Annotated in this window: 16 protein-coding genes; 4 read left to right on the forward strand and 12 right to left on the reverse strand. The window is 69.2% G+C overall.

Features of this window, described 5'->3' with window-relative positions; all coding sequences use genetic code 11:
- Nucleotides 1–14: 14 nt before the first annotated feature.
- Nucleotides 15–842: an ABC transporter permease subunit gene (locus VT85_RS09425; protein WP_068413784.1), complete on the reverse strand. Its 828-nt coding sequence runs from the start codon at nt 840–842 to the stop codon at nt 15–17.
- Entirely contained in the window at nt 839–1756 is a 918-nt protein-coding gene (locus tag VT85_RS09430; protein WP_068413791.1) for an ABC transporter ATP-binding protein, read from the reverse strand. Before VT85_RS09430 ends, VT85_RS09425 begins: the two co-directional genes overlap by 4 nt.
- A 403-nt stretch (nt 1757–2159) precedes the next feature.
- Between VT85_RS09430 and VT85_RS09435 the strand changes: the two genes are divergently transcribed.
- Nucleotides 2160–2375: a hypothetical protein gene (locus VT85_RS09435; RefSeq protein WP_068413792.1), complete on the forward strand. Its 216-nt coding sequence runs from the start codon at nt 2160–2162 to the stop codon at nt 2373–2375.
- A gap of 31 nt (nt 2376–2406) precedes the next feature.
- Here the strand turns inward: VT85_RS09435 and VT85_RS09440 are convergent, their stop codons facing one another.
- From VT85_RS09440 to VT85_RS09470, 7 genes are all read right to left on the reverse strand, one after another.
- Nucleotides 2407–3132 carry a YdjY domain-containing protein gene (locus tag VT85_RS09440; protein WP_068413793.1) on the reverse strand — a complete coding sequence of 242 codons (726 nt, stop codon included), beginning with the start codon at nt 3130–3132 and terminating at the stop codon, nt 2407–2409.
- Nucleotides 3133–3309: 177 nt separating this feature from the next.
- Nucleotides 3310–7740: a type II secretory pathway, component PulD gene (locus VT85_RS09445; protein ID WP_068413798.1), complete on the reverse strand. Its 4431-nt coding sequence runs from the start codon at nt 7738–7740 to the stop codon at nt 3310–3312.
- A gap of 386 nt (nt 7741–8126) precedes the next feature.
- Entirely contained in the window at nt 8127–10220 is a 2094-nt protein-coding gene (locus tag VT85_RS09450; RefSeq protein WP_068413802.1) for a hypothetical protein, read from the reverse strand.
- Nucleotides 10221–10302: 82 nt separating this feature from the next.
- A complete protein-coding gene (locus tag VT85_RS28370) occupies nt 10303–12039 on the reverse strand; it encodes a hypothetical protein (protein ID WP_082858478.1) in 1737 nt (578 codons plus the stop codon).
- A gap of 111 nt (nt 12040–12150) precedes the next feature.
- Nucleotides 12151–14637 (reverse strand): type IV pilus assembly protein PilM, encoded by a 2487-nt coding sequence (gene pilM / locus VT85_RS09460; protein WP_068413803.1) that lies wholly within the window; start codon nt 14635–14637, stop codon nt 12151–12153.
- A gap of 509 nt (nt 14638–15146) precedes the next feature.
- Nucleotides 15147–18494, reverse strand: a complete 3348-nt coding sequence (locus VT85_RS09465; protein ID WP_156512773.1) for a hypothetical protein — start codon at nt 18492–18494, stop codon at nt 15147–15149.
- A 692-nt stretch (nt 18495–19186) separates the two neighbouring features.
- Nucleotides 19187–20155 carry an SGNH/GDSL hydrolase family protein gene (locus tag VT85_RS09470; protein ID WP_197491188.1) on the reverse strand — a complete coding sequence of 323 codons (969 nt, stop codon included), beginning with the start codon at nt 20153–20155 and terminating at the stop codon, nt 19187–19189.
- Between the two features lie 340 nt (nt 20156–20495).
- On the opposite strand from VT85_RS09470, the gene VT85_RS09475 reads away from it, so the two are divergent.
- The 3 genes from VT85_RS09475 (at nt 20496) to VT85_RS09485 (ending at nt 24796) form a co-directional block, all read left to right on the forward strand.
- Nucleotides 20496–21236, forward strand: coding sequence for a radical SAM protein (locus VT85_RS09475; RefSeq protein ID WP_082858479.1), 741 nt, complete (start codon nt 20496–20498; stop codon nt 21234–21236).
- Nucleotides 21237–21432: 196 nt separating this feature from the next.
- Nucleotides 21433–23298, forward strand: coding sequence for a patatin-like phospholipase family protein (locus VT85_RS09480; RefSeq protein WP_068413809.1), 1866 nt, complete (start codon nt 21433–21435; stop codon nt 23296–23298).
- An 85-nt stretch (nt 23299–23383) separates the two neighbouring features.
- Nucleotides 23384–24796 carry an arylsulfatase B gene (locus tag VT85_RS09485; RefSeq protein WP_068413818.1) on the forward strand — a complete coding sequence of 471 codons (1413 nt, stop codon included), beginning with the start codon at nt 23384–23386 and terminating at the stop codon, nt 24794–24796.
- An 81-nt stretch (nt 24797–24877) separates the two neighbouring features.
- On the opposite strand, the gene VT85_RS09490 is transcribed toward VT85_RS09485, so the two are convergent.
- From VT85_RS09490 to VT85_RS09500, 3 genes are all read right to left on the reverse strand, one after another.
- Nucleotides 24878–25111: a hypothetical protein gene (locus VT85_RS09490; RefSeq protein ID WP_068413821.1), complete on the reverse strand. Its 234-nt coding sequence runs from the start codon at nt 25109–25111 to the stop codon at nt 24878–24880.
- 162 nt (nt 25112–25273) lie between these two features.
- On the reverse strand, nt 25274–26140 hold the full coding sequence (locus VT85_RS09495; RefSeq protein ID WP_068413823.1) for a TatD family hydrolase: 867 nt from the start codon (nt 26138–26140) through the stop codon (nt 25274–25276).
- A complete protein-coding gene (locus VT85_RS09500; RefSeq protein WP_068413826.1) occupies nt 26137–26628 on the reverse strand; it encodes a Fur family transcriptional regulator in 492 nt (163 codons plus the stop codon). The genes VT85_RS09495 and VT85_RS09500 overlap by 4 nt, the downstream gene beginning before the upstream one ends.

Here is a 26628-nt window from a genome sequence, read left to right on the forward strand (position 1 = left end):
GTCGGCGGCGGGGGTCAGGCGTTGGCCGGCAGGTCGCGCGCGGAGAACGCCAGGAACGCCAGCGCGATGAAGGCCGAGCCCACCCCCAGGAGCACCGCCACGTCGTAATCGTAGTGGGAGCGTTCCGAGACGGCGTCCACGGGATTATAGAGCGTGAACAGCGACGCACGTTCGGCCCAGGGCCGCCAAACCGACTCCTTGAACACCGGGATGACCGCGATCACCCGCGCGATGAACCCGGCCAGGGTCAGCACCGAGGCGATCATCAACGGCCGCCATCGGACGATGTCGAGCGACGAAAAAAACAGCCCGTAGCCGTACATCGGGAACGCCAGGGCCGCCAGGTTGAACGCCGGCCGCATCAGCAGCCAGAACGGCGGCGGCGACTTCAAGATGTTGTAGAAGGTCGCCGCGTAGGCCCCCGCCGCCAGCGCCGCCGCGATCGTCAGCAGTCCCAGGGTCGAGGTCAAAACCTGCGCCGCGAGGTAGGTCGACCGCGAGACCGGCCGCGACATCACCATGTCGAGCGTGCCGCGCTCGATCTCGGCGCCGACCGCGTTGGTCCCCCGGCCGATGGCCCAGATCGACACCAGAAGGATGATGAACGGGTGGTTCCAGAACGCCATCATGATCTCGATCGACGGCGGGTCGGCGTCCAGGCCCATCTGGCGGACCCAGTTGAACCCCTTGCCGTCGGTGAGCGCCTGGCGGATCCGGGTCTCCTGGAGCGACGCGACGTGGACCAGCAGCCACCCCAGGCCGAAGAGGGCGGCCGACGAGAGAAAGAGCGACCAGCGAACGTCGTGGAAGTTCTTGCGGACCAATGTCCAGAACGGCTTCATCGGGTGAAGTCCTCTTCCTCGTCGACGGCGTCGGGGCCGTGGTACTCGTTGTAAAGGCTGTGGAGATCCTCGGTCCCGATCGCTAGGTCCTCGACCGGGACGGTCGCCAGCCAGCGGAGCAGGGGGCCCAACTCGCCGCGATGCTCCAGCAGCAGCGCCGCGCCCTCGGGCTTCCGGATCGAGAGCCCCAGCTCCTCGGGGAAAGGGGGGGGAGAGTCCCCCGCGAACCGGACCAGGAGCATCCGGAGCCGCCGGCGGGCGTGCATGTCCTCGACGTGGACGAGGCGGCCCCGACGGAGGATCGCCACCCGGTCGCAGACCGCCTCGATCTCCGAGAGGACGTGGCCGGAGAAGACCACCGTCTGCCCCAGCGCCTTCGCCTCTCGGATCAGGTTCATCACGTCGACCCGCGCCGAGGGGTCGAGGGCCGAGGTCGGCTCGTCCAGGATCAGGACGTCCACCGGGTCGGCGAAGGCCTGCGCCAGGGCCAGCTTCTGCTTCATGCCGGTCGAGTACTTCCGCACCTTGCGCCGGAGGTCCAGCCGCATCACCTTCTCGGCGATCGCCGCCGCCCGGTCGAGGCCCTCGCCGTCGCGGAGCCCGCTCAGGAACTTCAGGACCCCCAGGCCCGACATCGAGCCCGGCATCCGCAGCTCGCCCGGCAGATAGGAGACCAGCCGACGCACTTGCAGGCCCCCTCGCCAGCAGTCGAGCCCGAAGATCGACGCCCGACCTCGAGTCGGCTTCATCAGACCCAGCCAGAGCCGGATCGTCGTCGTCTTGCCCGACCCGTTCGGCCCCAGGAGCCCGTAAACCTCTCCCTGACGAACCTCCATGCTCAGGTCGCGCAGGGCGTGAATCGGCCCATAGGCCTTAGTCAGTCCGTCCGAGACGATTAACGGGGGTCTGTCCATGCGGTGTTCCCGGATCCGAGGGGGAAAACGGCGTCACTCGAAGCTCGCAGCCAGCCAACCATGCAAGCATCCATGCGTGCGAACATCAAAACATAGAATCTTGTTCGGCCTGCTTGCCTCGCAGCCTTAATAGGCGCATAATAAATCCGACGCCAAGCCCCTATTCTCACAAACGACGGTCGCCACGGCCGTCCCGCTTCGATATCGGTTCGCCGACCGCCTCCGGGTCCACCGGGCGGGCTGGGCGCCTACCAGAAAAATCTCGAGATGCGGTGATGGGTTCTTGCGGGATCGCAGGCGCATTCGTCCCTACCTTCACTCACTTCGTCGGCCGACCCAACGATCCGATTGGGGTCCCGGCTCGTCGCAGCTCCGGTCGCAAGACGTCAGAGGAGTCTCACCCGTGAACGACGCTCGCCAGATCGACGGTTCCAGGTTCGCGCGATTCGATCCCCCGGCGATGCGTCGGGGGGGGCCGACGGTGGGATGGCGGATCAACGGCCATCCCGCGAGGCTCCTGATCTGGTCGCCCGAGGAATGGGAGGGCCTGGACGTGCGGCCGATCGACGCGCAGTACCACCCGGTGGGCGTCTGGTGCGCCTTGCGGCTGGAGGAGTAGGGCCGTCGCGGCCTCGGGGTCGAGGCGGCGGTCATGGGGCCTTCGGGTCCTTCGCTTCCTTCTCGGGACGTGGGCTGAGGATGAGCTGGACCTCGGTGCCGACGGGGGGGATGCGCTCGGTGTACGCGACGAAGTTGCGGGAGGCGTCGTCGGCCGAGCTGACGATCGGGAGGTCGAGGATCGCGCTGGCGAAGTTGGCGACGGTGATCAGGTCCCCTTCCTCGGCGGCGTAGACGGACTTCTTGGTGGCCGGGTCTTCGTAGAGGATGCTGCCGGCGAAGACCCAGTCGACGTCGAGTTGCTTCCTGGTCTTCTCGTCCTGGACCCAGGTCCGGGCGTCGGCCTCGGCGATCTCGCCGTCGCGTCGCCAGCGGACGTCGAGGGCGATGCGGGGGCCGTGGGGGGGCCGGAATTCGGGCTTGAACCGGACGGGGCCGCCGGGCTCGGCACCGGTGAGGAGCAGCCCCGCGTGGATCAGGGTGGGGGGGGCGTCGGTGGCGAGGATCGCCTCATGCTCCTTGGTCCCCCGGAGGCAGAGCAGGTGCTCCAGCGGGCCTTCGCGGAAGACGACGCGGGCCCGGACGATGAGCCGCTTGGGGTTCGATCGGCCGTCGAACCAGAGGCTGGGGCCCAGCGGCTTCCAGGCCGGGTCGGGCTGGAAGGCGGCGGGGGGCTCGGCGGGGTCCGGGCCGCCGGCGGGGGCCGCCTGCCAGGCCAGGGCCGCCAGGATCGTCGCGGGGAGGATCAGGGTGCACATGGGGTTCCCTCGGTGCGCGGGTCGGGTCGCGTCTCGATCGCGAACGACAGGGGATCCAGCATGATCCTCCGGGGCGGCCGTTGCAAGCCGGGCGACGGCTTCGAAAGCGAAAGACCGCCGGGAGGTGGTCCCGGCGGTCTCGGAGGGTTGGCGATCGGCGGAGGGGGGGGACCCTGGTCAGAAGGCGACCGAGGGGATGCCCAGCCGCTCTTCCTCTTCCTCGAGGATGATGATCCGAGGGGTCACCATCAGCATGAGGCTGGAGGTCGTGCGGCCGATGCCGACGTTGCGGAAGAGGCGGTCGACCCAGGGGGTCTTGGAGAGGACGGGGACGCCGTACTCCAGCCGCTGTTCCTGGAGCTGCTTGACGCCGCCGAGCAGGACGGTGCCGCCGTCGGGGACGGTGACCGTGGTGCTGACGGTGGTGACGGTGGTGTTCGGCAGCTGGATGGTGCCGTTGATGGCCGCCGAGGCGCCGCCGAGGCCGGCGCCGCCGACCGCGGCCGGGACCGTGATCGTCGTGAAGCCGTTGACCACCTGGAAGAACGGCGAGAGGCTGAGCCGGACGTAGCGGCGGTCGGCCGTGACCACGGGGGTCACCTGGAGGACGACGCCGTTGTTCAGCACGCCGACGCTGGGCTGGAAGGCCACCGAGCCGGGCCCGATGATCGGGATCAGCGACTGGACGTAGTACTGGACGTCACCGTTCTGGATGGTGGCGGCGGCGCCGTTGAAGGTGGTCACCTTGGGCGCCTGGAGGATGTTGTTGCGGGTGTCGCCCTGGGCGGCCGTGAGGAAGAAGTAGACTTCCAGGTCGCTGAGGAACGCCATGCCCACCGAGGCGCCCGCACCGGCCACCGTGTTGAACGGGGCGATCAGGCTTCCCTGGGTGTTGGTGAACGGGATCTGCAGGGTCGGCGAGAAGTTGTAGAGCCCGCCCCCCTGGGTCCCGGCCACGATCGGCTGCTTGCCGCCGGGCAGGTAGTTGGAGTAGTCGCGGATCGGGTTGATCAGGTACGCGGGGGTGGTGTTGCCGCCGCCGCCGCCGGTCGTCCCGCCGCCGCCGGTGCCGCCGAGGCCGCCGCCGCCGATGCCGCCGGCGCCGCCGCCGACGCCGCCGCCGCCGATGCCGCCGCCGGTGCCGCCGAGGCCGCCGCCGCCGGTCGTGCCGCCGCCGGTGGTGCCGCCGCCGGTCGTCCCGCCGCCGCCGGTGCCGCCGATGCCGCCGCCGCCGGTCGTCCCGCCGGTGGTGCCGCCGCCGCCGGGCGCCGTGGAGACGTTGGTGACGGTGTTATTCGGGTAGGCCCAGGTGCTGTGCTTGCCGACGCTCTTGGAGTTGATGGCGAAGTCGAAGTCGACGCCGATCTGCTCGAAGAACGAGTCGGTGACCGTGATGAACCGGACCTCGATGGAGACCTGGAGGTCCTGGAGCCGGCGAAGCTGGCGGAGCAGGTCGGCGATCTGCTCGTGGACCTCGGCCGTGTGGCGGATGATCAGGCTGATGCTCAGGAAGAAGGGGGTGATCGATCCGGGGGGCCGCCCCTCGTCGATGTCCCCGCCGAGCCCGCCGCCGCCGAAGCCGCCGCCGAGGCCGTAGGCCGCGGAGACGTCCTGGCTGTCGTCGCCGTTGACGACCCGCCAGGTCCCCGGCGCGATCGAGGCGGTGATGAGCTGGACCAGCGGCGTCATGTCGACGTTGGGCCGGTCTTCACGGCTGGCCGTGGGCGAGCCCGGGGTCAGGCCGAGGGCGTTCCCCTGGCCCGCGATCGGCTGGCCGAGGGCGTCGAACTGCGGGTTCTTGACCGGGTTCGTGGCCGCGCCGAACGTCTCCTGGCTCCCCTTGGACTTGGGCATGACCAGGTCGCCGACGTAGTAGGTGTTGGTGAACGTCTCCTGGCTCGTGGCCTGGTTGTTGGTGATGACGAGGACGTCTTCCTCGATCGTGTAGTTCATGCCCAGCGGCTTGAGCATGAGCTTCATCACGGTCTTCAGCGACACGTTCGACAGGTTCAGGGTGACCGGCGTCGAGGAGGTGAGGCCCTCGTCGCTGAGCGCCTTGGGGTCGAGCGTGATGTTCACGCCGGTGTAGTTGCTGATGAACGCCATGGCTTCGCCGAGCGGCTGCTTGTCGAAGTTGACGCTGATGGGCTCGCGGAGCTTGGACTCCACCGCCAGGGTCTTGGGGTTCTTCTTGGGCTCCAGCCGCTTGTTCATCGCCAGCCGGCTCTTGGTCAGCTCGCTGAACGACTTCGGGAAGCTGATGTCGCGGAGCTGGACCTCGGGGTCGGCGTAGGACGAGGCGTCGACCTGCTGGAGGGCGACGACCACGGCGTCCTCCTTGGCGGCCTTGGTGTCCTTGTCCTGCTTGTAGCGACGCTCGGCCTTGGCCTTGAAGACCATCATGGGGGCGGCCACCTCGGTGGGGTCGATCTCCATGGCCTGCTTGGCGTAGGACTCGGCGCGGTAGAAGTCCTCGTTCGTGTAGGCCGCCTGGGCCTTCTCGAACAGTTCCTTGTAGCGGGCCTTCTTGGCGTTGTCGGCCTCGAGGATCCGCAGCCGCTTGACCTCGATCTCCTCGCGGGCGCCCTTCTCCTTCATCTTCTCGTCGAAGAGGACCTTGTCCTTCTTGGCGAGCTCGACGGCGACTTCCAGGCGGCGGACCATGGGCCGCTGCAGGTTGGGGGCGACGTCCGACGCCTTGACCGCCTTGAGCGTCTGCTCATAGATGGTCAGGGCCTTCTCGGGGTCGACCTCCTGGAGCCGCCGGGCCTCGGCGATCTTGGCGCCGACCTCGGCGTTGAGCTTCTGGGCGGCGACGCTCTCCACGTCGCTGGCGCTCTGCATCCGGTCGTTGACCACGGCCCGGCCGGAGGGGTCGCCGATCTGGTCGGTGGTCAGGCTCTTGAGCAGCTCCTGGACCTTGGTCTGGAGGTTGTCGTCGAGGACCGGGCCGGCCGTGGCGACCTCGGTGAGCAGGGTCTTGGCGCGATCCTTCTCCCCCTTCCGCAGGGCGGTCAGGGCGGACTCGTAGAGGCTGAGGGCGCCCCCCTGTTCGGCGAGGCCGATCTGGGCGGACAGCTCGTCGGCCTCGTCTTCAAGGCCGAAGTCGCCGGTCTTGGCCTGCTCGGCGATCTGCCGGGCCGCCGCGTAGTTCCCCTCGGCGTAGAGGGTCCTGGCCTGCGAGAGCATCCGCTCGCCGGGGTTGACGGGGGCCTCGGCCGCGGCCGGGGCGGGAAGCGAATCGAGCGCCGGGGCCGGAGCCGGGGCGGGGACCGCGAGATCGTCGTCCGGGCTCGCCGCGAGGGCGGGGGCCGGGGCGAGCTCGAGGTCCGGGGCCGGCGCGTCGAGCGCGGGCTCCTCGGCGCCGCTCCGCTGGAGCTGGTCGTCGATCGGCGGGGTGGCGGAGGCCAGGGCCGGCATGCCGGCGGCCTGGGCCTGGAGCCGTTCGGCCTCGGCGAACTTGGCCGCGGCCGCGGCCTGGTCGCCCTTGGCGAGCAGGGCGTCGGCCTCGCGTTCGGCGGCGAGCCCGGCGGCCTCGTCGGTCGCGGCGGTTGCGACGGCCGGGGCCGCCTCGGACTGGGCGCGGGCCATGGCGACCTCGTGCAGGACGGCTTCCGCCCGGTCGGCGGTGAGGGCCGGCACGACGTTCATCCGCTGGGCCTGGCGGGCCTTGGACTCGGCCTCGGCGAGCTTGCCGACCTTCAGCAGCTGGCGGGACTCGGAGACCAGGACGTCATAGACGCCCGGGCTGGCCTGGTCCTTCAGCGGCGTCTCGCGGATCACGTCCCGCTTGCGGAGGGCGCGGGCGGCGGCGGCGACCTTGTCCGGGTTGTCCTCGAACATGCCGTACGACAGGTTCCAGCCCTTGACCTCCAGGGCGATGGCCTCGGCCACCTCGAACTTGCGGTCGGACAGCGCGGCGCGGGCCTCCTTGAGCTTGGACTTGGCCGTCTTGTGGTCGACGACCTGGCCGGCCGCGGCCGTGGTGCCCGGGGCGACCTTGGGCCGGGCCTTCGCCAGCGACGCGCGGGCCTTGGCCGGCGTCACATCGAAGAGCCCCCACTTGACGTTCAGGGCCTCGGCCTCGGCGATCTTCTGCTCGGCGACGTCGTAGTCGCCCAGGAGGATCTGCTCGCCGGCTTCCTGGAGCAGCCAGCGACCCCGCTGCTTCAGGTCCGGATCGTCGGGCTTGTCCGTGGCCGGGGAATCGTTCCGCGAGACCGGCTTGGCCTCGACGAACGACGCCGACGGCGTGACCGCGGCGGCCGGCGTCGCGGCCGGGGCCGGGGCCGGGGAGGCGGCCGTGGCCGTCCCCTTGACCTTCTTCAATTCCCGAGCGTACTCGTCCAGCAGGGCCTGATGCCCCGCCTCGAGCTGGTCGCGATACAACTGGGCCGCGTCAAGATACTTGGCGGCCAGGTCGAATTGCCCGCTGTTGAACAGCCGAGCTCCCGCCTCCAGATACTTGACCGGGGGCGCCGGCGACGGCTTCCGAGCCGTCGTCGGTGACGGCGAGGCGACCGCGTCGTCGAGGGTCGCACCTTCCGTGGACGCTCCCCCCCCTGCACCGAGGACCATGATGAAAGTGAGCGTTCTGAGCCTTCTCAACGCGACCTCCTTTCGCCGTCACGCGGACGACCGCCGACATCCCTGAGAGCGGCCTTCGTTCGAGTCCCCACGGCGAAACAATTTGTGCGGCAGCTACGCCCGGATCCCGTCCAGGTACACCGGGACGGGGTCTTCAACCCAAGTCAAACGAATCCCCCCCTGCGCATCGAATCGAGGTGCTCATGCAAAGAGACGCGCCGGGAACGGGAGAAGATGCGGCGGTGTGTACCTCTAATGAGAGTTTCGGTCAAGAGAGGGGGTCGACTTTTGACGAAAGCGCGGAAAATGCCGCCCGCTCCGATCACACAAGAAAAAACGCCCCCGCCGGCGAGGGCGGGGGCGTTTCGTGAGGCTCGATCGGTTCGATCAGGAGGGGTCGGGACGGGTCAACGACGGCCGCCCATCATGCCCGAGCCCATCATGCCCGAGCCCATCATCCCGGAGCCCATCATCCCGGAGCCGCTCCCCATGGAGCTGCCGCGGATCTTGTCGGACTCCTTGAGCTCCCGCTTGTAGTTGCTCTCGACGTCCTTGCGGACCTCGTTGGGCCTGTCCTCGGCCTCGTCGCGGAGTTCCACGGCCCCGTCAGGGCGGAGCAGCAGCGCCATGGCCGGCTGGTTGATGATGTTGCCGGGGAAGTCCGAGGGGAGCGGCTTGGTGCCGCCGGCGACGTCCAGGACGATCAGGTGGCTGTTGAAGTCGACGACCTTGTTCTTCTGGCCGGTGCCGTCGGACGTGGGCACCGGGGTCGAACGGGGGTCGCCGATGATCTCACCGGAGCTGGCGTCGAAGTTCCGGGGCAGGATCATGCCGTCCTCCGGGTTGAACTTCACGACCTGGAACACGACCTTCATGTCCGACTTGGGGCCGGCGGGGAGCGTCCCCATCGCATAGGCCGTCACGTCCGGGGGCATGTGGACCTCGGCCGTCGGCTCGCTCCAGGGGCCTTGCAGCTCCTCGGACTTGGTGTCCACGCCCGGCGCGGTGTCCCCTTCGCGGTTCAGGTTCGGGTTGTAGACCACCACCCGGAGCCGATAGCGGTAGCTCTCGTCGGGCTGGGCGGTGAAGTCCAGGGCGCGGACCATCACCTTCTTCTCCTCGGACCGCCAGAAGTTGGCGAGGGTCTCGGTGGCGCCGCCGCCGCCCCCCATCATCATCCCGGAGCCCATGCCCATCCCCATCTCACCTTCCATGCCCATCATGCCGGCCATGCCCATCATGCTGCTGCTGCCGCCACGGCCCATCATCATGCCGGAACCGCCCTGCATCCCCATCATTGCGGAATCCATTCCCCCCATCATCCCGGAGCCCATCATGCCCGAGCCGCCCATCATGCCGCCGGGGCCCATCATGCCGCCGGTCGCCGTGGGGTCGGGGATCTCCTTCAGCTCCTTGGGGACGAGGCTGGCGATGTGCACCTTCTCCCAGAGGCCGTTGGTCAGGAACGGGAGGGGGTCGACGAGGTTCTCGGGGCGAACGGTCTCGGGGGCGAGTTCCTCGTCTTCCATGGGGAGGTTGTCGAGGATGTCCAGGTTGCGATCGGCCGCGACGTCGGCCCAGTCGCTCCAGGAGCCGTCCTTCTGCTTGACCTGGCGCTGGACGTCCAGCCGACGGTAGTTGGGCTGGGCGATCGCCGGGTTCTTGAGGGCCGTGCGGTAGTTCTCGAGCATCTGCTCATGGTCGAGGGTGCCGGTCAGGGCGACCCAGCGGAGCCCCCTGGTGACCTCCTTGGGCGGGGGGCCCTGGGGCTTCATGCCGGGATCCTCGGGCTCCTCCTCGGCGGGCGCGTCCTTGCCGGCGAGCTTCGCCTGCATCTCACGCCGACGACGTTCGATCTCGGCCTTCTGGGCCTTCTCTTCCTCGGGGGAGCGGGGCGCCCCGCCCATCATCCCCATGCCCATGCCGCCTTCCATCCCCATCATGCCGGCGGAGCCCATCATCCCGGAGCCCATCATGCCGCCGCCGCGACGGCCTCGACGACGATTCCGGGTGTAGGTGGCGGACTTCGGGGGTTCCTTGGTCTCGGTCTCGACGATCCGCTTTCCCTCGGCGTCCAGCGGGTAGATCAGCGCGCCGCCTCGGCCGGGATAGGCGAAGACGTCGGCCGGCGCGATCAGGACGGGCTGGTCGCGGATCAGGCCCGCGCCCGGCTCGGGCATCACCCATTCGCGGCGGGGCTTGAAGTCGGCCGCCACCAGGACCATCTGCGACGACTCCTCGGCCTCCTTGGCGAAGTCGGAGGTCTTGAGGCCCTGTTCGGCCAGGGTGTCGACGATCTCCTCGGTCGGCACCTTGCGCCTCAGGTTCGAGTCGGACTGCTCGGCCGCCTTCTTGATCTGGTCCGGCGTCACGTCGATGGTCGGCCGCTTGAGGGCGGTGACCAGGCAGACGAGAAAGAGGATCGAGGCCAGGGCCACGGCGAATTTGTCGCCGAATCGCAGGCCGAAGTTCTTGAGCTTTTCCGCAGTGGCGTTGGCCATGCGAGGGTCTCCGTGAGAAATGAGCCCCCCGGGTTCGGGGAGGACCGTGGTCGATCTGAGGTTCACTCCGCCTGGCGAGCGATCAGGATTGGGGGGCTTCCGCCTTCGGTTCCTCGGCCGGAGGAGCTTCCGCTTTCGGCTCCTCGGTCTTGGCAGGCTCGGCCGGAGCGGCTTCCGCCTTGGGCTCCTCGGCCTTGGCGGGCTCGGCCGCGGGAGCTTCCGCCTTCGGTTCCTCAACCTTGGCGGACTCGGCCGCGGGGGCTTCCGCCTTCGGCTCCTCGGCGGCGGCCGGATCGGCGGCGTCGGCGTCGGTCGCGCCCGGCGACTCGGCGTCGACGGCCTCGGGGGTGGGCTCGTTGTAGAAACGGGCCTGGCCGTACACGGTCACTTCGACGATGTTGAAGTAGGGGTCGAAATTGAGGACGGGCTTGGTGGATTCCAGGGCCTTCTCGGCTTCCTTGCGCTTCTCGGCGCGGTTCTCGCCACGCTTGTCGACGCCCTGGCGAGTGGGGGCCATGCCCATGCCGCCGCCCATCATGCCGCCGGGGCCCATCATCCCCATCATGCCGCCTTCCATGCCGGGCATGCCGCCCATCCCGCCCATGCGACCGGACATCATGCCGCCGTAACCCATCCGGCCACGACCGCCCATCATGCCGCCGGGCCCGCCCATCATGCCCATCATCCCCATCATTCCATAGCCGCCCATGAACTGTTCGCCCTTCTCGGGCTTGACGACCTTTTCGGTGGGGCGGAGCATCTCGAAGTCGCGGACCTCGATCGCCATCGGGGAGTTTTCGAGTTCGACCAGCAGGTTCTGGACGTGGTCCTGGTCGACGAGGACGGTGAACATGATCGGCAGGATCTTGTACTGGGTGGCGTTCTCGGGCTTGAGGAAGAGGACGCTCTGGGCCTCGGTCATGGCCCCGGCCGCGCCTCCCATGCCGCTCCCCATGCCGCCCATGCGGCCCATCATGGCGGAGCCCATCATGCCCGACCCCATCATGCTCGATCCCATCATGCCGCCCATTTCGCCCATGCCTTCTTCTTCTTCTTCGGGCTCGTTGGGGGCGCGGATGGCCTCGGCTTCTTCAAGCTCCTCACCCTTGGCGAGGGAGCGCTGGTCCTGGGCCAGGGCGCTGCCGACCTCGAGGAGCTTGATCTCCTTGACGTAGGCGGAGTCCCAGTCCTTGGCGTTGCGGTTGACCTGGGCGATGACTTCCAGGGCGGTGCGCTGGACCCAGAGCCGTTCCTGGGCCGACCAGACCTCGCCGAGTTTGGGGGCCTTGGTGTTGAGGTCGAAGGTGACGGGGCGGAGGAGCTGCTCCTTGGGGGCGGAGGCGACGACCCCTTCGCCGGTCTCGTAGTCGAACGGGCGGAAGACCTTGAAGACCTGGTCGACGTAGGCGGGGTAGGCCTCGACGTAGTCGACGATGGCGAGTTGCACGGCGCTGGGGGCGGCGTCCTCGGGCCACTTGCGGCCCCAGGCCTTGAATCGCTCGGAGACCGAGGGGGGCCAGGTCAGGAGGGGGGCCTGGCGGTCGTAGAGCTGCTTCCAGGCGGCGTCGACGTCCTTGGTCAGGACGGCGGTCTTCTGCTCCACGATGGGGGCGAAGTCGCCGGTGGGGACGCTGCTGCTGGCGTACTGCTGGACGTCTTTATAGGCCGACGTGATCTTGCCGGTCTCGTCGGCCGTCTTCTTCTGGACCGGCCCCGAGCCGAGGACGTAGGCCCCGGCGGAGAGCATGGCGGCGACGCAGACGGCGATCCAGAAGCGGTATCGGGCGATCTGCCGGAGGATATCCTTGATTTGATCCATGGTGACGGGGACCTCGCTCGGGAAAGCCGGGGAAGATGAAGGGTGGAGGCCGCCGGCCGTCCCGGGGCGGGAGGGAGCCCGCCCGGGCGACGGCGACGGCGTCTCGATGGATCAGGACTTGGGGGCGGCCTCGGTCGGGGCCGCCGGGGCGGCCGGGGTTTCCTTGCCGGCCGGGGCGCCGGCGGCGCCCGCGGCGGGGGCGCTCAGGGCCTTGTTGATCTCGCTGTCGATCTCGTCGGACTGCTTGGTCGAGGCCTTCTCGATCTCGGCCTCGACGGGGACGGTGACGGCCGATTTCCCCTTCTCGGCCTCGATCATCTTGGTGGTGATCTCCAGGAGCTCGGCCTTGCGGGCCTCCAGCAGCTCCTCCGGGGTCTTGGCCTTGTCCTCCTCGGTGGGGGCGGGCGGCACCCAGACGAACTGGAGCAGGAAGTCGGTGCGGGTGAGCTTGCGGATGTCCTTCTCGGCGTCGGCGCCCGTGCCCATGCCGCGCCTGCCGTAGCCCGATCCCATCATGCCGCCGGGGCCCATCATCCCCATCATGCCGCCTTCCATGCCGGGCATGCCCCCCATCTCGCCCATGCGACCGCCGCGGCCGCCCATCATGCCGGAGCCCATGCCGCCGGGGCCCATCATCCCCGAGCCCATCATGGCCCCCATCATCCCCATCTCGCCCATGCCGCCGGATTCCTCGACGGGAGGCGCGGCGCGGTCGAGGAGGGGGACGGTGCGGCTGGCGAGGTTGTTGGTGGCGCTCCCCTTCTCGCTGGTCCAGTTCTTGTCGGAGTTCATCCAGGCCAGAGCGACGTGGGTGACGCCGTAGAGCCGCAGCGAGGGCGAATTCAGCTTGCGGAGGACCTTGCGGAGGAGGAACTCGTAGGGGCCGAAGTCGACGCGGGCGGGGTCGTCCGGGCTGGCCTGGGCGAGCCGCTGCTGGTCCGGGGTGGTCGGGTACGGGTTGTAGTGGTGGCCGACGATCTGGACGATCCAGCCCTCGCCGGACGGCGGGTTCTCGGCGTCGTAGGGGTGCATCAGCCGCTTGTAGAGCGGGTCCAGCTCGTCGAACCAGTCGACGGCCAGGTCGGTGCGCCAGACCGGCATGATCCGGTCGATGTGGACGCGGAGCTTCTCGATCAGGTACTCGTTCTTGGGGTCGTCGGGCTTGAGGTTGTACTCGGCGACGGGGTCGGGGAAGTAGTTGCTGATGGTCTTGAGGAAGGCGGGCCACATCCCCTTGTTGGAGGGGTCGATGATCAGGGCCTTCCCCTCGTCGTACTTGGCCTGCCACTCGGACTTCGCGGTCTCCAGGCCGCTCTTGATCGTCGACCCGTTCTTGGAGACGCTGGTCGCCTGCTCGACGGCCGAGTTGAACTGGGGGGTGGAGATCTTGGCCAGGGCGCGATAGTCCCCCAGCACGAACAGCGAGCTGAGGCCCAGCATGACCAGGGCCGAGGCGGCCAGGGCCCAGGGCTTCTTGGCCCGGATCATCCGGATCCGTTCGATCTCCGGCGGCAGCAGGTTGGTGCGCAGGGCCGACAGCCCGGCCCCCTGGAGCGCCAGGCCGTAGGCGACGGCGAACGACGCCAGGTTGTCCTGGAACTGGGGCGCGGCCTTGACCTCGTCCCCTTCGAGCCGCTTGTACTCGTCGAGCTTCTCGACTTCCTGGCTGAGGTTCTGCTGGAGGAACTTCTGGAGCCCCGGCAGCTTGAAGCCGTTGCCCAGGCCCACGATCTTGCGGATCTTGGCCGTCCGGTTGATGCTCGAATAGAAGCCGATCGAGCGGTTGACCTCGCTGGCGAAGTCGTTGAAGACGCCGCGCATGGCGGTGAAGATGGCCCGGGGGTCCGGGGCCTTGGTGGCGTTCCGCTTCAGGTGCTCGGCCTTGGCGAAGGTGAGCTTCAGCTCCTTGGTCAGGGCCCGCGTGAAGTGGTTTCCGCCGATCGGGATGTTCCGCTGCCAGATCCGGACGCCGTCGCTGATGATCAGGTCGGTGTTGTCGACCCCGATGTCCAGGACGACGACCGAGTCCTTGGACCCGCTCCCCTTGATCTGGTCGTAGGTGATGTAGTTGTACAGGGCGATCGGGGCCATCTGGACGACGTCGACCTCGATCCCGGCGACGGTCAAGGGCAGGATGGCGCGGGCGATCTGGTCTCGCTTCATGGCGAAGAGGCCGACCTCGGCCATCATGAAGTCGTCGTCGCCCCCTTCCTCGTCGTCGTCGCCGATCTGCTGGTAGGCCCAGACGACCTCGTCGAGCGCGAACGGGATCTGCTGCTTGGCCTCGAACTTGACGATGTCCGGGATCCGCTTCTTCTCGACCGGCGGCAGCTTGATGAACTTCACCAGGCCGGCCTGGCCGGGGACGGCGATGGCGACCCGGCAGCCCTTCAGGTCGTTGCGATCGGTGAAGGTGGCCAGGGCCTCGCGGACCAGCTCCTCGGGATCGGCGTCGGGCTGGCTCAGCAGCTTGGGATATTCGATGAAGTCGAACGCCTCGGCGGTGACGTGCTCGGCGTCCCCTCCGGGGGCGATCTTGAGCGCCTTCAGCGCGGCCTGGCCGATGTCGATCGCCCAGACGGACTGGATCTTCGCCATGAGGTGAGACTCCTCTCGGGTCGGGTCGATCGGCCCCCGATCCGCGCCGGGCCGTTCGCCGTATCGTCAAAGTGCGTCGTGGATTCGGTTCGTGAAAGCAAGAATCGAGCGGGCGGCGAGGGGGCGGACGGCCGGGACGGCCCGGCGAAACGCCGGTCCGCGCCCTCGGCTCTCAATTCCTTCGATGCAGCCCGAGGCTGAAAAGTTCCGCCGTTCCCGGTTTTCCGGGCCCGACCGTCGATCCTATTCCCCACCGATCGCGACCGGCGGGAGCCCGGGTTTCCTGTGTCGAGTCTAGCACAACGCCGGAGCGCCGCTTCGACTTCCGGCGTCGGAGGTCCGTAAGTGCATCATCCCGAGGGCCCGCTGTCAACGACGCAGCGGCGGCGACGGACCCCGCAACGGGATCGCGGCCGAAGACGCGGGGCGGGCTCATGCGACGAGACGGCCCCGACCGACCCCCGTCGAAGTGTGAGAAGGGGGGCGGCGGCCGGGGCGTCTTCCTCTTTTCAACGTCGGCGAGCGCGGTTTTGTTCAGGCGATTCCGCCGCGGCGGGGACCCGAGGATCGGGGAGCCGGGGGACGGCCGACTCGCGACGGGTCCCGTCGAGGTCGGCGGGGGGAGCGGCGGGCGCGGCTGCGGCGGACGCGGCGGCGGCGGGCGATTCGGAATCGGCGGCGGGGTCGGGGTCGGGGATGGAATCGAGGTCCTCGCCGTCGGGGGCGTCGGCGAGATCGCCCGGGACGTCCCCCGCCTGCTGCTCGACCAGTTCCACGCGGAAGTCGTCGAACCAGGCCGCACCGTAGCCGGCCAGGCCGAGGGTCGCGGTGAACTCGCCGTCGGCGGGGGCCTTACGGTAGAGGACGACCCGCGACCAGTTGGCGATCGGGGCGGTGGTGCGGAACTGGAGCGCCTCGCCGCCGATGGAGTCGCGGACGATGAGCCCCCCCGCGCCGGCGGCCGACTCCATCGGCCGACGGACCAGCACCGAGATCCGGATCAGGTTGTTGGCCAGGACCTTCAGGGCGGGCGACCGGACGGCGACCAGCGGGTGGTCGACGAACGGCGGGAGCGAGGTCTCCAGCGCCTTGGGGTCGGCCGGGGTGGCGTTCATGCGGATCGCCCGGTTCGCCGGGTCGGCGGGGGCGGAGCCGGTGGGGACGGGGACGTCGGGGGGGACGACGGCCATGGCGGCCTTGATGCCGTCGGCCTCGTAGCTCATGTTCATCCAGCCATCGTCGGCCATCGCGGCGGGGTCGTCGAACGCCCCGGAGGGGACCCGGTTGGCGCCGAACCGATAGCCGCTCTTGCCGCTGATCCAGTCGAGCCAGACGTAAAGCTCGGGGAGCGTGTTGAACGTGACCAGGGGAGGGCAGCTGGTCGGCTTCATCAGCGTCTGCGGCTCGGGGGGCCGAGACGCCGTGCGAGAGGCGGCGTCGGTCTCGGGCGTGATCCCCCGCTCGGCGTCGACCGCGAGCGCAAGCGCCTTGTAGGCCTCGACCCAGTGGGCGTAGGCCAGGATGCGGAGCGGCCGCTGGGCGCGCCGGGCTTCCTTCCAGGCCAGCCCGAAGTCCTCGCGGTCGCGGGCGTCCCGGGCCGACTTGACGCTGGCCTCGGCCTTCGCCAGCAGTTCGGCGGCGTCGTTGAACGGCTTCGTCAGGCCCAAGGCCCGGCGCTGACGTTCATCCTCCTCGGACGTGATGGAGACGCCGTCGGCGGCGAGCCGGCCGTTGATCTCGGCGACCTGCTGGTACATCAGCTCGGCCTGCTCGATGGCCAGTTGCACGGCGGTCGGCCGCGCCCGGGCGATCGCCATCTCCAGGCGCTCCTTGAGCGCCATGTCGGTCGTGCAGAGGATCATCGAGGTGACCCCGAACTCCTCGACCGTGACGTACGTCCCCCCCGGCCCCCGCTTGTGCTCCAGGACGTCGACCCCCCCGGGGCTGATGTCGAACGCCTCCACCCCTTCGGGCAGGATGGCCCGGACGACCAGGTTGCGGGTGGCGAGCTGATGGGGCTGGTACTGGACGTTGTCGGAGTAGTCCGCGAGCAAGAGCAGGGCGCCCCGGCGGTCGACCGAGATCGCCGCCGCCCGATGCCAGGCCTTGGGCCGGGACTCCGGCTGGAGCCGGACGCGCGTCGTGGGCATCGACCCCGGCGGGGGCAGGTCCGACGGCGGGGGGTCGAAGACGGGGTGGATCGGGATCGGGTCGGCGCTCTTGGCGAGGATCGACTCCACCAGGTCGATCTCCATGTTGAGCAGGGCGGATTCGATGAGCTGGGGGCGGCCGGCTGGGCGGGTTAGGTCGGCGTCGCCCCGGAAGATCAGGCCGCGATAACCGGCCGAGAGGGCCAGGTAGGTCATCAGCCGCAGGTGCTCCGGCGAGGGCCGGGGGACGCCCCAGGCGGGGGGCGGGGCCTCTCCCCAGATGTTCTCCTCGACGATCCTCGGCGCCGAGGCCGGCAGCATCGCCCAGTAGAGCTGGCCGGCGTTGGCCTTGGCGGTCAGCTCCCGGCGCTGGAGGAGGAACCGGTGGAACTCGCTCTGGTCCTGAGCCGCGGCCCAGTGGTTCGTCGGGATCGCGATCGCGTCCAGGTTCGACGGCGCCCGGGCGTAGAGCGGAAGCTCGCCCCGGACCTCGCCCACGGTCAGGCGGGAGAAGGTTGGGGGGAGGGCGTGGATGGCCTGATTCAGCTTGCGGGTCCGGGCCAGCTCCTCGTCGCGGACCTTCCGCTCGCGGTTCCGGCCCAGGTCCTCGCCGAGCATCCAGAAGGCCGTGGAGTCCTTGAAGGGGTAGTCGGTCACCTGCTTGAGCTGGCCCTCGATCCCCTCGCCGGGCTTGGGCCGGGAGAGCCGGGGCATCAGCAGGAAGCCGCGCTCGACGGCCTCGGCCAGGCGGTCGCGATCGGCGTCGTGGCCGTCGATCAGCACGTCGAAGCCGTAGCGGCGAAGCTCGGTGACGTCGGCGCCGGGGGCTTCCACGGCGGTCGGGAACCAGGGCCGCACCCGCTGATCGTCGCCCAGGCGGCTGAGGTAGTTGCGGTCGAGCCGGATCCGGTCGAACTTCCCCCTCGCTCCGTCCTCGGCTACGGCCGCCGGGGCCGCGGCGGGGAGTTCCGGGAGCGCCTCGGGACGGGCCGGCCCGGCGCCGGGGGGGGTCCACGAGGCGACGATCTCGGGCGCGACGGGGCCGACGCTCAGGTTGTCCAGGAAGACCTCCGCGCCTCCCTGGCCCCCCATCAGGTTGACCACCACGCAGTCGATGTAGGCCCCTTCCAGCGGGACCGGCCGGCTCGAAGACGCCCGCAGCACCCGCGCCTGACGCTCGACGGCCGGCGGGATCTGGGACACCTCCAGCCGCTGCCAGCGGTCCACCCGGTCGAAGACCGTGCCTGGGATCAGCACGAACGACGCCGCCCGGCTCTCGGGATCGACGTCCTTCGGGAGCACGACCCGGACGAAGAGCTGCACCCCCGCCCGATTGGCCCGCACGGCCAGCGAGGCCTCCAGGGCGTCGGTCACCGGGACGTTCGGGAGCGGGTAGCTCACGAAGAACTGGCTGCCCGGCTCGGCCTCGAACTGGAACCGCTCGGACAGCCGCCCGTCATTGGCGGCGCGGTCGGAGCGCTCCTGGGCCAACAGGTTGATCGTGGTGTCGGTGTGCTCCCGACGCCAGACCGCCGCCGGGGTCTCGAAACCGTCGTGCAGGACGTTCGGGTCCGCCGCCTCCGGGGCCGACTCGGGGACGTCCGCCGCCTCCTGGGCCGCGACCCCCAGGGCCAGACCCCCGGAACCGACCAGCCCGGCCGCCAGCACCAGGCACCAACCCACGCGCGATCGTCGCCGGCTTCCCATCGGCTCGAGACCTCCCTGTACTCGGGCCACCATCCTCGGATTCCTCGAACCGCGGATCTTATCCGCCCCCCGAAAACCGAGAAGAGCAACCGACCTCCGCCCGCCAGGCTCCCTCCCTCCTGCCTTCGTCCCCCTTCCCCGGTCGCCTCCACCTTTTCCCTCAGCCCCCCGCGCCGCGCCCCCGGGATCGGCTTCGATTGGGTTCGTATTCCGAAGCCAATTCCGACACAAGCCATTTCGGCACAAAGTTTTAGGCCAATCCAAATTGGCTTCGTTCGGACACTCCTCACTTAACGTCCCCGCCTCAAAGAGGATCGGGAGACGGGCATCGGGGGATGGCCGCAACTCGGTGGAGGTCGGCGAGGAGCCTCCCGAAATCGGCTTCGATTGGGTTCGTACTCCCGGCTCAAATCCGCCATATCTCCTTATAAATCCAGACTTTCCGAACCATCAAATTGGCTTCGTTCGACGCTTTTCGACGATCCCCGGCGATCGGTCGAGGGCCGGAGGCCGCCGCGAGGCTCGGCGCGCACCTTCGACGCGGTTCGCTATCTATAGGAAGTCTGCACCCGATCGACGGGGAGCGGAGCGGGAGGGGAGGAAATGCGACGCCGACGGCTTCGGGACCGCCGAACCGACCCGTTTGGATTCCGGGCGGGATCGTCGGTCCCGAGCCATCGAGACGGGCGTCGTCAGGCGGCCCGTCGGCGGGCGAGGGCGAGGACGGCGCCGGCGCCGATCGCGGCCAGGGCGAGCGACGAGGGTTCCGGCACGGCCGCGGCGTAGGCTCGGTCGGCGATCAACTGGTGGACGACGGTCGTCGGATGGACCGAATCCCAGAACAGATAGCCCTGGCCGCCCGTCGCACCGTCGTCGAGTGCCGAGCCGGTCACGTTGGTCAGCCCGAAGGCGGCGGGATCGGCGAGAATCTGCTGGAACGCGAGGTTCACGTCGCTGAAGAACAGGTCGACCCCCGGCAGGGACGCCTGGAGGGCCGCAAGCTTGGCCTCGAGCGTGGCGTTGAACGCCATTGTCAGCAGGTTCAACTGATCGCGCACCGACTGGGGGTAGGCCAGGGTCGCCGGGAGCACGCCCAGGAGCGGCAGGTTGCCCACCAGGAAGTGCGAGCCGCCGGCCGCCGCGAGGGTCGAGATCGCGGCGACGATGTTGTCGGCCACCTGGACGTAGTCGGTCACGCCGTTGTTCAGGAAGTCGTTCGCCCCCGCCCAGACCGAGACGAGCTGATCCGGGGCCAGGGTCCCGCCGCCGAGCACGAACCCGCCGACCTGCGTCAGCAGATTCGGCACGCCCGGCCCGCCGGGCCCCAGGGGATAGCTGTAGCCGTCGCCCGACTGGGCGTATCCCCAGGCGTGGTTCGTCCCGCCGAGCAGGCTCGGCGTCGGCGCCGCGACTCCCAGCTTCGCGGCCAGATGGTCGACCCAGTTCGGCCCGTCGGAATAGCGACCTTCATAATAGTGCTGCGACGACGGCGGGAACCCCGCCGCGGCGTAGGTGTTCCCGGTGTCCGAGAGGCTGTCGCCGAAGACGACGAGCCCCGAATACTGGCCCGCCTCCGCCGCGCCCCCCAGCCCGGCGACGATCATCAGGCAGGCCGCCCACATCGCCGGCCGCACCCGTCCCGCACGCTTCACTTCGTCCATGCTTCCGACTCCTGGTCGTGGCTTCGTGCCGACGGCCTGTCCGGGCCGGCGTAATCCTGGTCGGGCGTCCATCCGGACATCCGCCCGGCCATCCATCCCCCCGCGTCGGAGGTTAGGCATGGGCGGAGGCGACACAGTAATGACATTTCTTCAATTTGAACAGATGGCAACGGAACTCTTGAGAACTTTCTTGAGTCGAGCGGCTGAACCCGGGATCGACGGTCGCGATCTTGATCTGGGCGGCTCGGCGTCGCCGGGGCTACGATGGGAGGTGCGGTCGCCTTGCTTCGGGCGGGCGCGGGATTCCTTCGTTCGTTCAGCCAGGACTTGCGGTCTCGCCATGCACGACGTCGCCCCATCGGATCGCCGAACCGCCGCCCCCGACGCCCGGGAGGCCGCGCTCGCACGTCGGCTCAGGCCGATCGAGGGGAGGCCGGCGGGGACCTTGATGGTCCACGAGATCTACCGCAGCCTCCAGGGCGAGAGCACGTTCGCCGGGCTCCCCTGCGTCTTCGTCCGCCTCACCGCCTGCCACCTGCGCTGCGTGTACTGCGACACGCCCCACGCGTTCAACCAGGGGGAGCCCCTGGAACTGGACGCCGTGGTCGCGGCCGTCGAGGCGCTGGGGGGAGGACTCGTCGAGCTGACCGGCGGCGAGCCGCTGCTCCAGGACGAGGCCTATCCCTTAATGGAGAAGCTGGCCGACCGGGGCTGGACGGTCCTGCTGGAGACCAGCGGCGGCGTCGCCACCGACCGGGTGGACCCGCGCGTCCGGATCATCCTGGACGTGAAGACGCCCGCCTCCGGCGAGGTCGACGCCAACGTCTGGAGCAACCTCGACCGGCTCCGACCGACCGACGAGGTCAAGTTCGTCCTCGGCGACCGCGACGACTTCGACTGGTCCGTCGACGTCATCCGCCGCCACGACCTCGCCCGCCGCTGCCCCATCCTCATGAGCGCCGTCTTCGGCCGCGTCGATCCGACCGAACTGGCGACCTGGATCCTGGAGACCCACCTGCCGATCCGGCTCCAGGTGCAGCTCCACAAGATCCTTTGGGACCCCAGGGCGCGCGGAGTCTGAGGCCGATCCACGCCCTTTTATGGATTTCTCTCGCCCCTCTGGATCGGACCCTCTACAAACTACAAGAGCGGTCGATTGGACCGGACTCTACCCTTCAGGGAACTGCGCCGTCTCGCCCACCTGAACGACATTGCGAGCACATCTCCGGCGTCGGAATTCGGCGATCACATCCGTCGCGAACTCGAAAGGCGGCGTCATGAACGAGGAGATCATGCCGCTCTTGAAAGTGCATGAGTACTTCAAGGGTGCATCCGATGAGGCCCTCGACGAGGTCGTGCGGCTCGGACGGGTCGCGCAGTATCCAGCCGGGAGCATCGTCCACGAGGCGGACGTCGTGCTCACCACGGTGGGCTTCGTCTTACGCGGGCGGCTCAAGGCCGTCCGGGTAGCCGCCAACGGAACTGAGTCGCTGTTCCGCATGATCGAGCGCGGCGAGCAATTCGGGCTGATGGTCGGCGCGCTCGGCGAATCCGTACCGATCCGCGTCATCGCGCTGGAGCCCACGACGGTCCTCAGGCTGGACTACGAAGAGGCGATGGAACTGACGCTCGCCAGGCCGGACCTGCGCCGTCTGTGGCTGAAGACCTACGCGGGGAGCTTGCGAAAGCTCTTCCTGGGCGACGCCCCCAAGCGCTCGGTGACGATGCTGGCGCTGATTCACGATTCGCCCGCCACGCGCCAGACGGCGGAACGGCTCATCCGGCGACTCAGCGACGTCGGCGAGCAGCTCGCCGTGTTGAGCGATTCGGACCAGCGGATGGATTCGCCGAATGTGCGGTTTCGGGCCCTCCGAGAGGACGGCCGAGATCTGACGTCGGAGGAAATACGGGAACAGGTCGCTCGCTGGCAGGACGCCAATCGAATCATCTTCGACGTCCACACCTTCCTGACGCCGGAACGGGCGGCGCGGCTCATGAATCTGGTCGACCGCGCCGTCTTTTTCATCCCGGCGGATGAGGCCGACAGCGCAATCCGCCGCCTGAAGGCGATGGAAGTGCCTGCCCGGGGCTGGCGCGACAAGATCAGTGTCGCCTGGCTGATCAGGGGCGACGGTTCCGTGGTCTCCGCCGTTCCGGACCTCCCCGAGCTTGCCTCCCGCGATTTCAAAATCAAGGAAACGCCGCCGAAACCGCCGATGGGCCGGTCGCTGGCCAACGGGCTGGAGCGGCTGGTGCACGACCTTCGCGGCGTGCGTTTGGGAGTGGCCCTGGGCGGCGGCGCCGCCCGAGGCATGTCGCACCTCGGCGTGCTCAAGGCCCTCGAGGACAGCGGCATCGTCGTCGACATGATCGCCGGCACCAGCGCCGGAGCCATGACCGGCATCATGTACTCCGCCGGCCTGGATCCCGACTACAACGCGAATCAATTCGCCTCGGACCTTCGCCCTTCATGGCTTTTCCGCCGCCTGCCGCAAGGCAATTACTGGTACCTCATACACAAGTATCGTCGCGGGAAATTCGACCCGATGCTTCGCAAGTACCTGCACGACTGGAGACTCGAACAACTTGCCGTCCCCTGTCTGTCCGTCACGGTCGACCTGGTGAGCGGCAACTCGGTCGTTCGCCAACGCGGCGACGCCGTCCATGCGATCCTTGAGAGCATCAACTTGCCCGTCCTCTCCGTACCGATCGTCCGCGACGGCCAGGCGCTGATCGACGGCGGGCTGGTCAACAATATCCCGGCGGATGTGCTGGTTTCGATGGGCTGCAACTTCGTCATCGCCATCAGCGTGACGGCGAAGCTGGAGACTCATTTCTGCGACATCAAACCTGGGCAAGGTATTCAGTCCAGGAACAAGCCGGGCATCGGGCCGACGATCTTGCGCAGCCTGTTGGTTCAGAACCACAGCCTGAACGCCTTCGGTGTTCAGCCGGCGGACGTGGTCATCGAGCCGGACGTGACGGGCGTCGACTCCTCGGAGTTCATGAGGGCGAAGGAACTCGCGGCGATCGGAGAGGCGGCCGCACTCGAACAAATCCCCAAGATCCGGCGGCTGTTGAATCGGCTCGATCCTCAACTCTTCAGGCTGACCGCCGATGCCCATGAGTCCGCACCGGCGTGACCGGCGGTGTCCGGCCGAACTCAGGCCCGGTCGGCGGACCGGCTCGCCCTGGCGGCCGATGCCTCGCGAACGAGGAGAGACGTGCATGCCGTACCGCATCGCCCAACGATTCCTGCTCGGCCTGGTGAGCCTGGCCGGTTGCTTCGCCGTCGGGGCGCCGGAGGCAGGAGCGCAGGACTCCCCACGGCCCCACATCGTCCATATCGTCTCGGACGACCAGGGATGGCGGGACGTGGGGTTCCACGGCTCGCCGGACATCCGGACGCCGAACCTCGACCGGCTCGCCGCCGGCGGGGCGCGGCTTGAACGGTTCTACGTCGCCCCGCTTTGCACCCCGACCCGGGCGGCCCTGCTGACCGGTCGCTACCCCTTCCGCTACGGGCTCCAGTCCTTCGTCATCCCGGCCTCGGGCACGTATGGCCTGGCGACCGACGAATGGCTCTTGCCGCAGGCTCTGAAGGAGGCCGGCTACGACACGGCGATCGTCGGCAAGTGGCACGTCGGCCACGCCGACCCGAAGTTCCGGCCGCACCGGCGCGGCTTCGACCACCAGTACGGCTACTTCGCCAGCGAGATCGACTACTTCACCCACGAGGTGATGGGGGTGCCGGATTGGTGGCGGAACGGCGAGCCGGTCCGGGAGGAGGGGTATTCCACCACCCTCCTGGGTGACGAGGCGGTGCGGATCATCCGGGACCACGACCCGGCCCGGCCGCTCTACCTCTACCTGGCGTTCAATGCGCCCCATACCCCGTACCAGGCGCCCCAGGATGACCTGGATCGGTACGCGGCCATCGCCGACCCGAGCCGCCGCACCTACGCGGCGATGGTCGCCGCCATGGACGACCAGATCGGACGCGTGGTCGAGGCGCTCGACCGGAGCGGGATGCGGGAGCGCACGCTGATCCTCTTCCATAGCGACAACGGCGGGCTCCGGGACCCCAAGATCGCGGGCCAGACCCCGGCGCGGCCCGTGGCCGACAACGGCCCGTTGCGGGGCGGCAAGGGGTCCCTCTACGAGGGGGGTAGCCGGGTCGTGGCCCTGGCGAACTGGCCGGGCCGCATCAAGGCCGGCGGCACGGTCGATGGGCTGATCCACGTCGTCGATTTGTACCCGACCTTCGTGACCCTCGCCGGCGGGAGGCTGGACCGCGGCAAGCCGCTCGACGGTCTGGACGTCTGGGCCACGATCCATCGGGGGGAGCCGTCGCCCCGGACGGAGGTCGTCTACAACATCGAGCCCTCGGCCGCCGGCCTCCGTCGGGGCGACTGGAAGCTCGTCTGGCACCCGGCCCTCCCGCCGACCGCGGAACTCTACAATCTCGCGGAGGACCCGTACGAGACGACCGACCTGGCCGCGAAGCACCCGGATCAGGTGGCCGCCTTGCAGGGACGCGTCATCGAGTTGGCCGCGGAGATGACCCCGCCGCTGTTCACGCCGGCGGCGATCGAGGCGACCTTGAAGCTGCCGCCCGTACTCCCATCGGGCGGGCCGTGACCGCCGAGGGGGCTCAAGGCGTGCACGCAGGCCGGACCGGGTCCGACCTCGAATCCCGGGGCCGCGCGTAAAGACTCGGGCTCACCAGCCGAAGGTGGATCGCAGGCCGATGAAGTGCTGGACCAACATGAGGACCACGACGTATCCGGCGACGCGGACGAGCATGGCCGAGACGTTGCCGGCGATCTGGACGAGATCGCGGCCGGTGGAGACTCGCGAGACGCCGCTCCGCGAGGCGATGATCGCGCCGCCGAGCAGCAAGGCGAGGATGGGGATCGAAACGACCGAAACGGCGATGATCTGCTTGAGGTCCATGCCGATAACGCTCCCGGCCCGAAGGCGCGGCGACTGTTCTGACGAGGTGCATCTTCAACGGATCGCGTCGCGCGTATTAAACGCGAGCCGGAATAATCCGTCGAGCCCAGTTATCTTAGTTCGACCCCGGACCTAAAGCAAATCCGGGACCAAATCCATTCGTCAGGAACGGTCGCAAGGGCTGGGCGAAATGAGATCGGCCTCGGGGAGCCGGAACAGGGCGCGGGCGTTGGCGGTCACGGCGCAGGCCAGCTCGGACTCGTCCATCCCCCGCAGCTCCGCAAGCTTGCGCGCGGTCCAGACGACGTGGGCCGGTTCGTTCCCCAGCCCTCGGAGCGGGTGGGGGGCCAGGTACGGGCTGTCGGTCTCGACCAGCAGGCGATCGAGCGGGACGGCGGCGGCGGCCTCGCGAAGCGCGTCGAGCTTCTTGTTGGCGAAGGTCAGCATGCCGGCGAACGAGATGTGCAGGCCCAAGTCCAGGAACGCCTCGGCCTGCTTCCGGTCGCCGGTGAACGAGTGCAGGACCCCGCGCACCGGGCTTCCCATCGCGGCGAGCTGGGCGGCGACGTCGGCCTCGCACTCGCGGCAGTGGATCACGACCGGGAGGTCGCGCTCGCGGGCCAGGTCGAGATGGCGCTGGAACCAGGCTTGCTGGAGGTCGAACGGGGCGCGGTCCCAGTGGCGGTCGAGCCCGGTCTCCCCCAGGGCGACGACCCGGGGCGCCGAGGCCAGCTCGACGATCCGCTCCCAGTCCCCCTCGACCGCGTCGACCACGTTGTTGGGCTGGAAGCCCACCGCGGCGAAGACCCCGGGTTGCTCGGCGGCGATCGCCACCACGTCGGCGGAATCGGCGGCCGTGGTGGCGATCGCCACGACCTGCACCACCCCGGCCCGCCGCGCGCGGCCGAGGATCTCGCCCAGGTGGGGGCGGAGGCGAGGATCGTCGAGGTGGGCGTGGGTGTCCACCAGGGGGTCGAGCGGCGGCGGGGGCTCGCTACGGCTTCCGGAGGCGCGGGGGGATTCGCTCATGCGTCGCGTCCGCTCCCAGGAGACCCCGGCTCGTCGCGGCCGGGAAGGCGATAGCCCAGCAATTCCAGGCGATAGCCCGTGACCTGGAAACCGCGATCGCGGAGGTCGTCGGCCAGGCCGGGGTCGAGCTGCTCGATCAGCCGGGGGTCGTACTGCGTGGGGAGGTCGTGGATGGTCCCGGTGCGGAGGCAACGGAAATGGTAGTGGCGGTCGCCCCGGGCGTCGTATCGGGCCGGCCCCGCCGCCGACTCGGCGCCCAGGCGGTCCACCGCCCCGACGGCCACCAGCGCCTCAAGCGCCTTATAGACGGTGGCCAGGCTGATCCGCGGGCTCCGGGGCCGCACCGCGCGGAAGACCTCCTCGGCGGTGGGATGGTGATCCATCGCCGCGAGCTGGTCGTAGACCGCCAGCCGCTGGGGCGTGGGGCGCAACCCGGCGGTCTCCAGGGCGCCACGCAGCGCGTCGTGATCGAGGCGGGGATGGGTCAT

It is taken from the genome of Planctomyces sp. SH-PL62 (assembly GCF_001610895.1).
In the GTDB taxonomy this organism is placed as follows: domain Bacteria; phylum Planctomycetota; class Planctomycetia; order Isosphaerales; family Isosphaeraceae; genus Paludisphaera.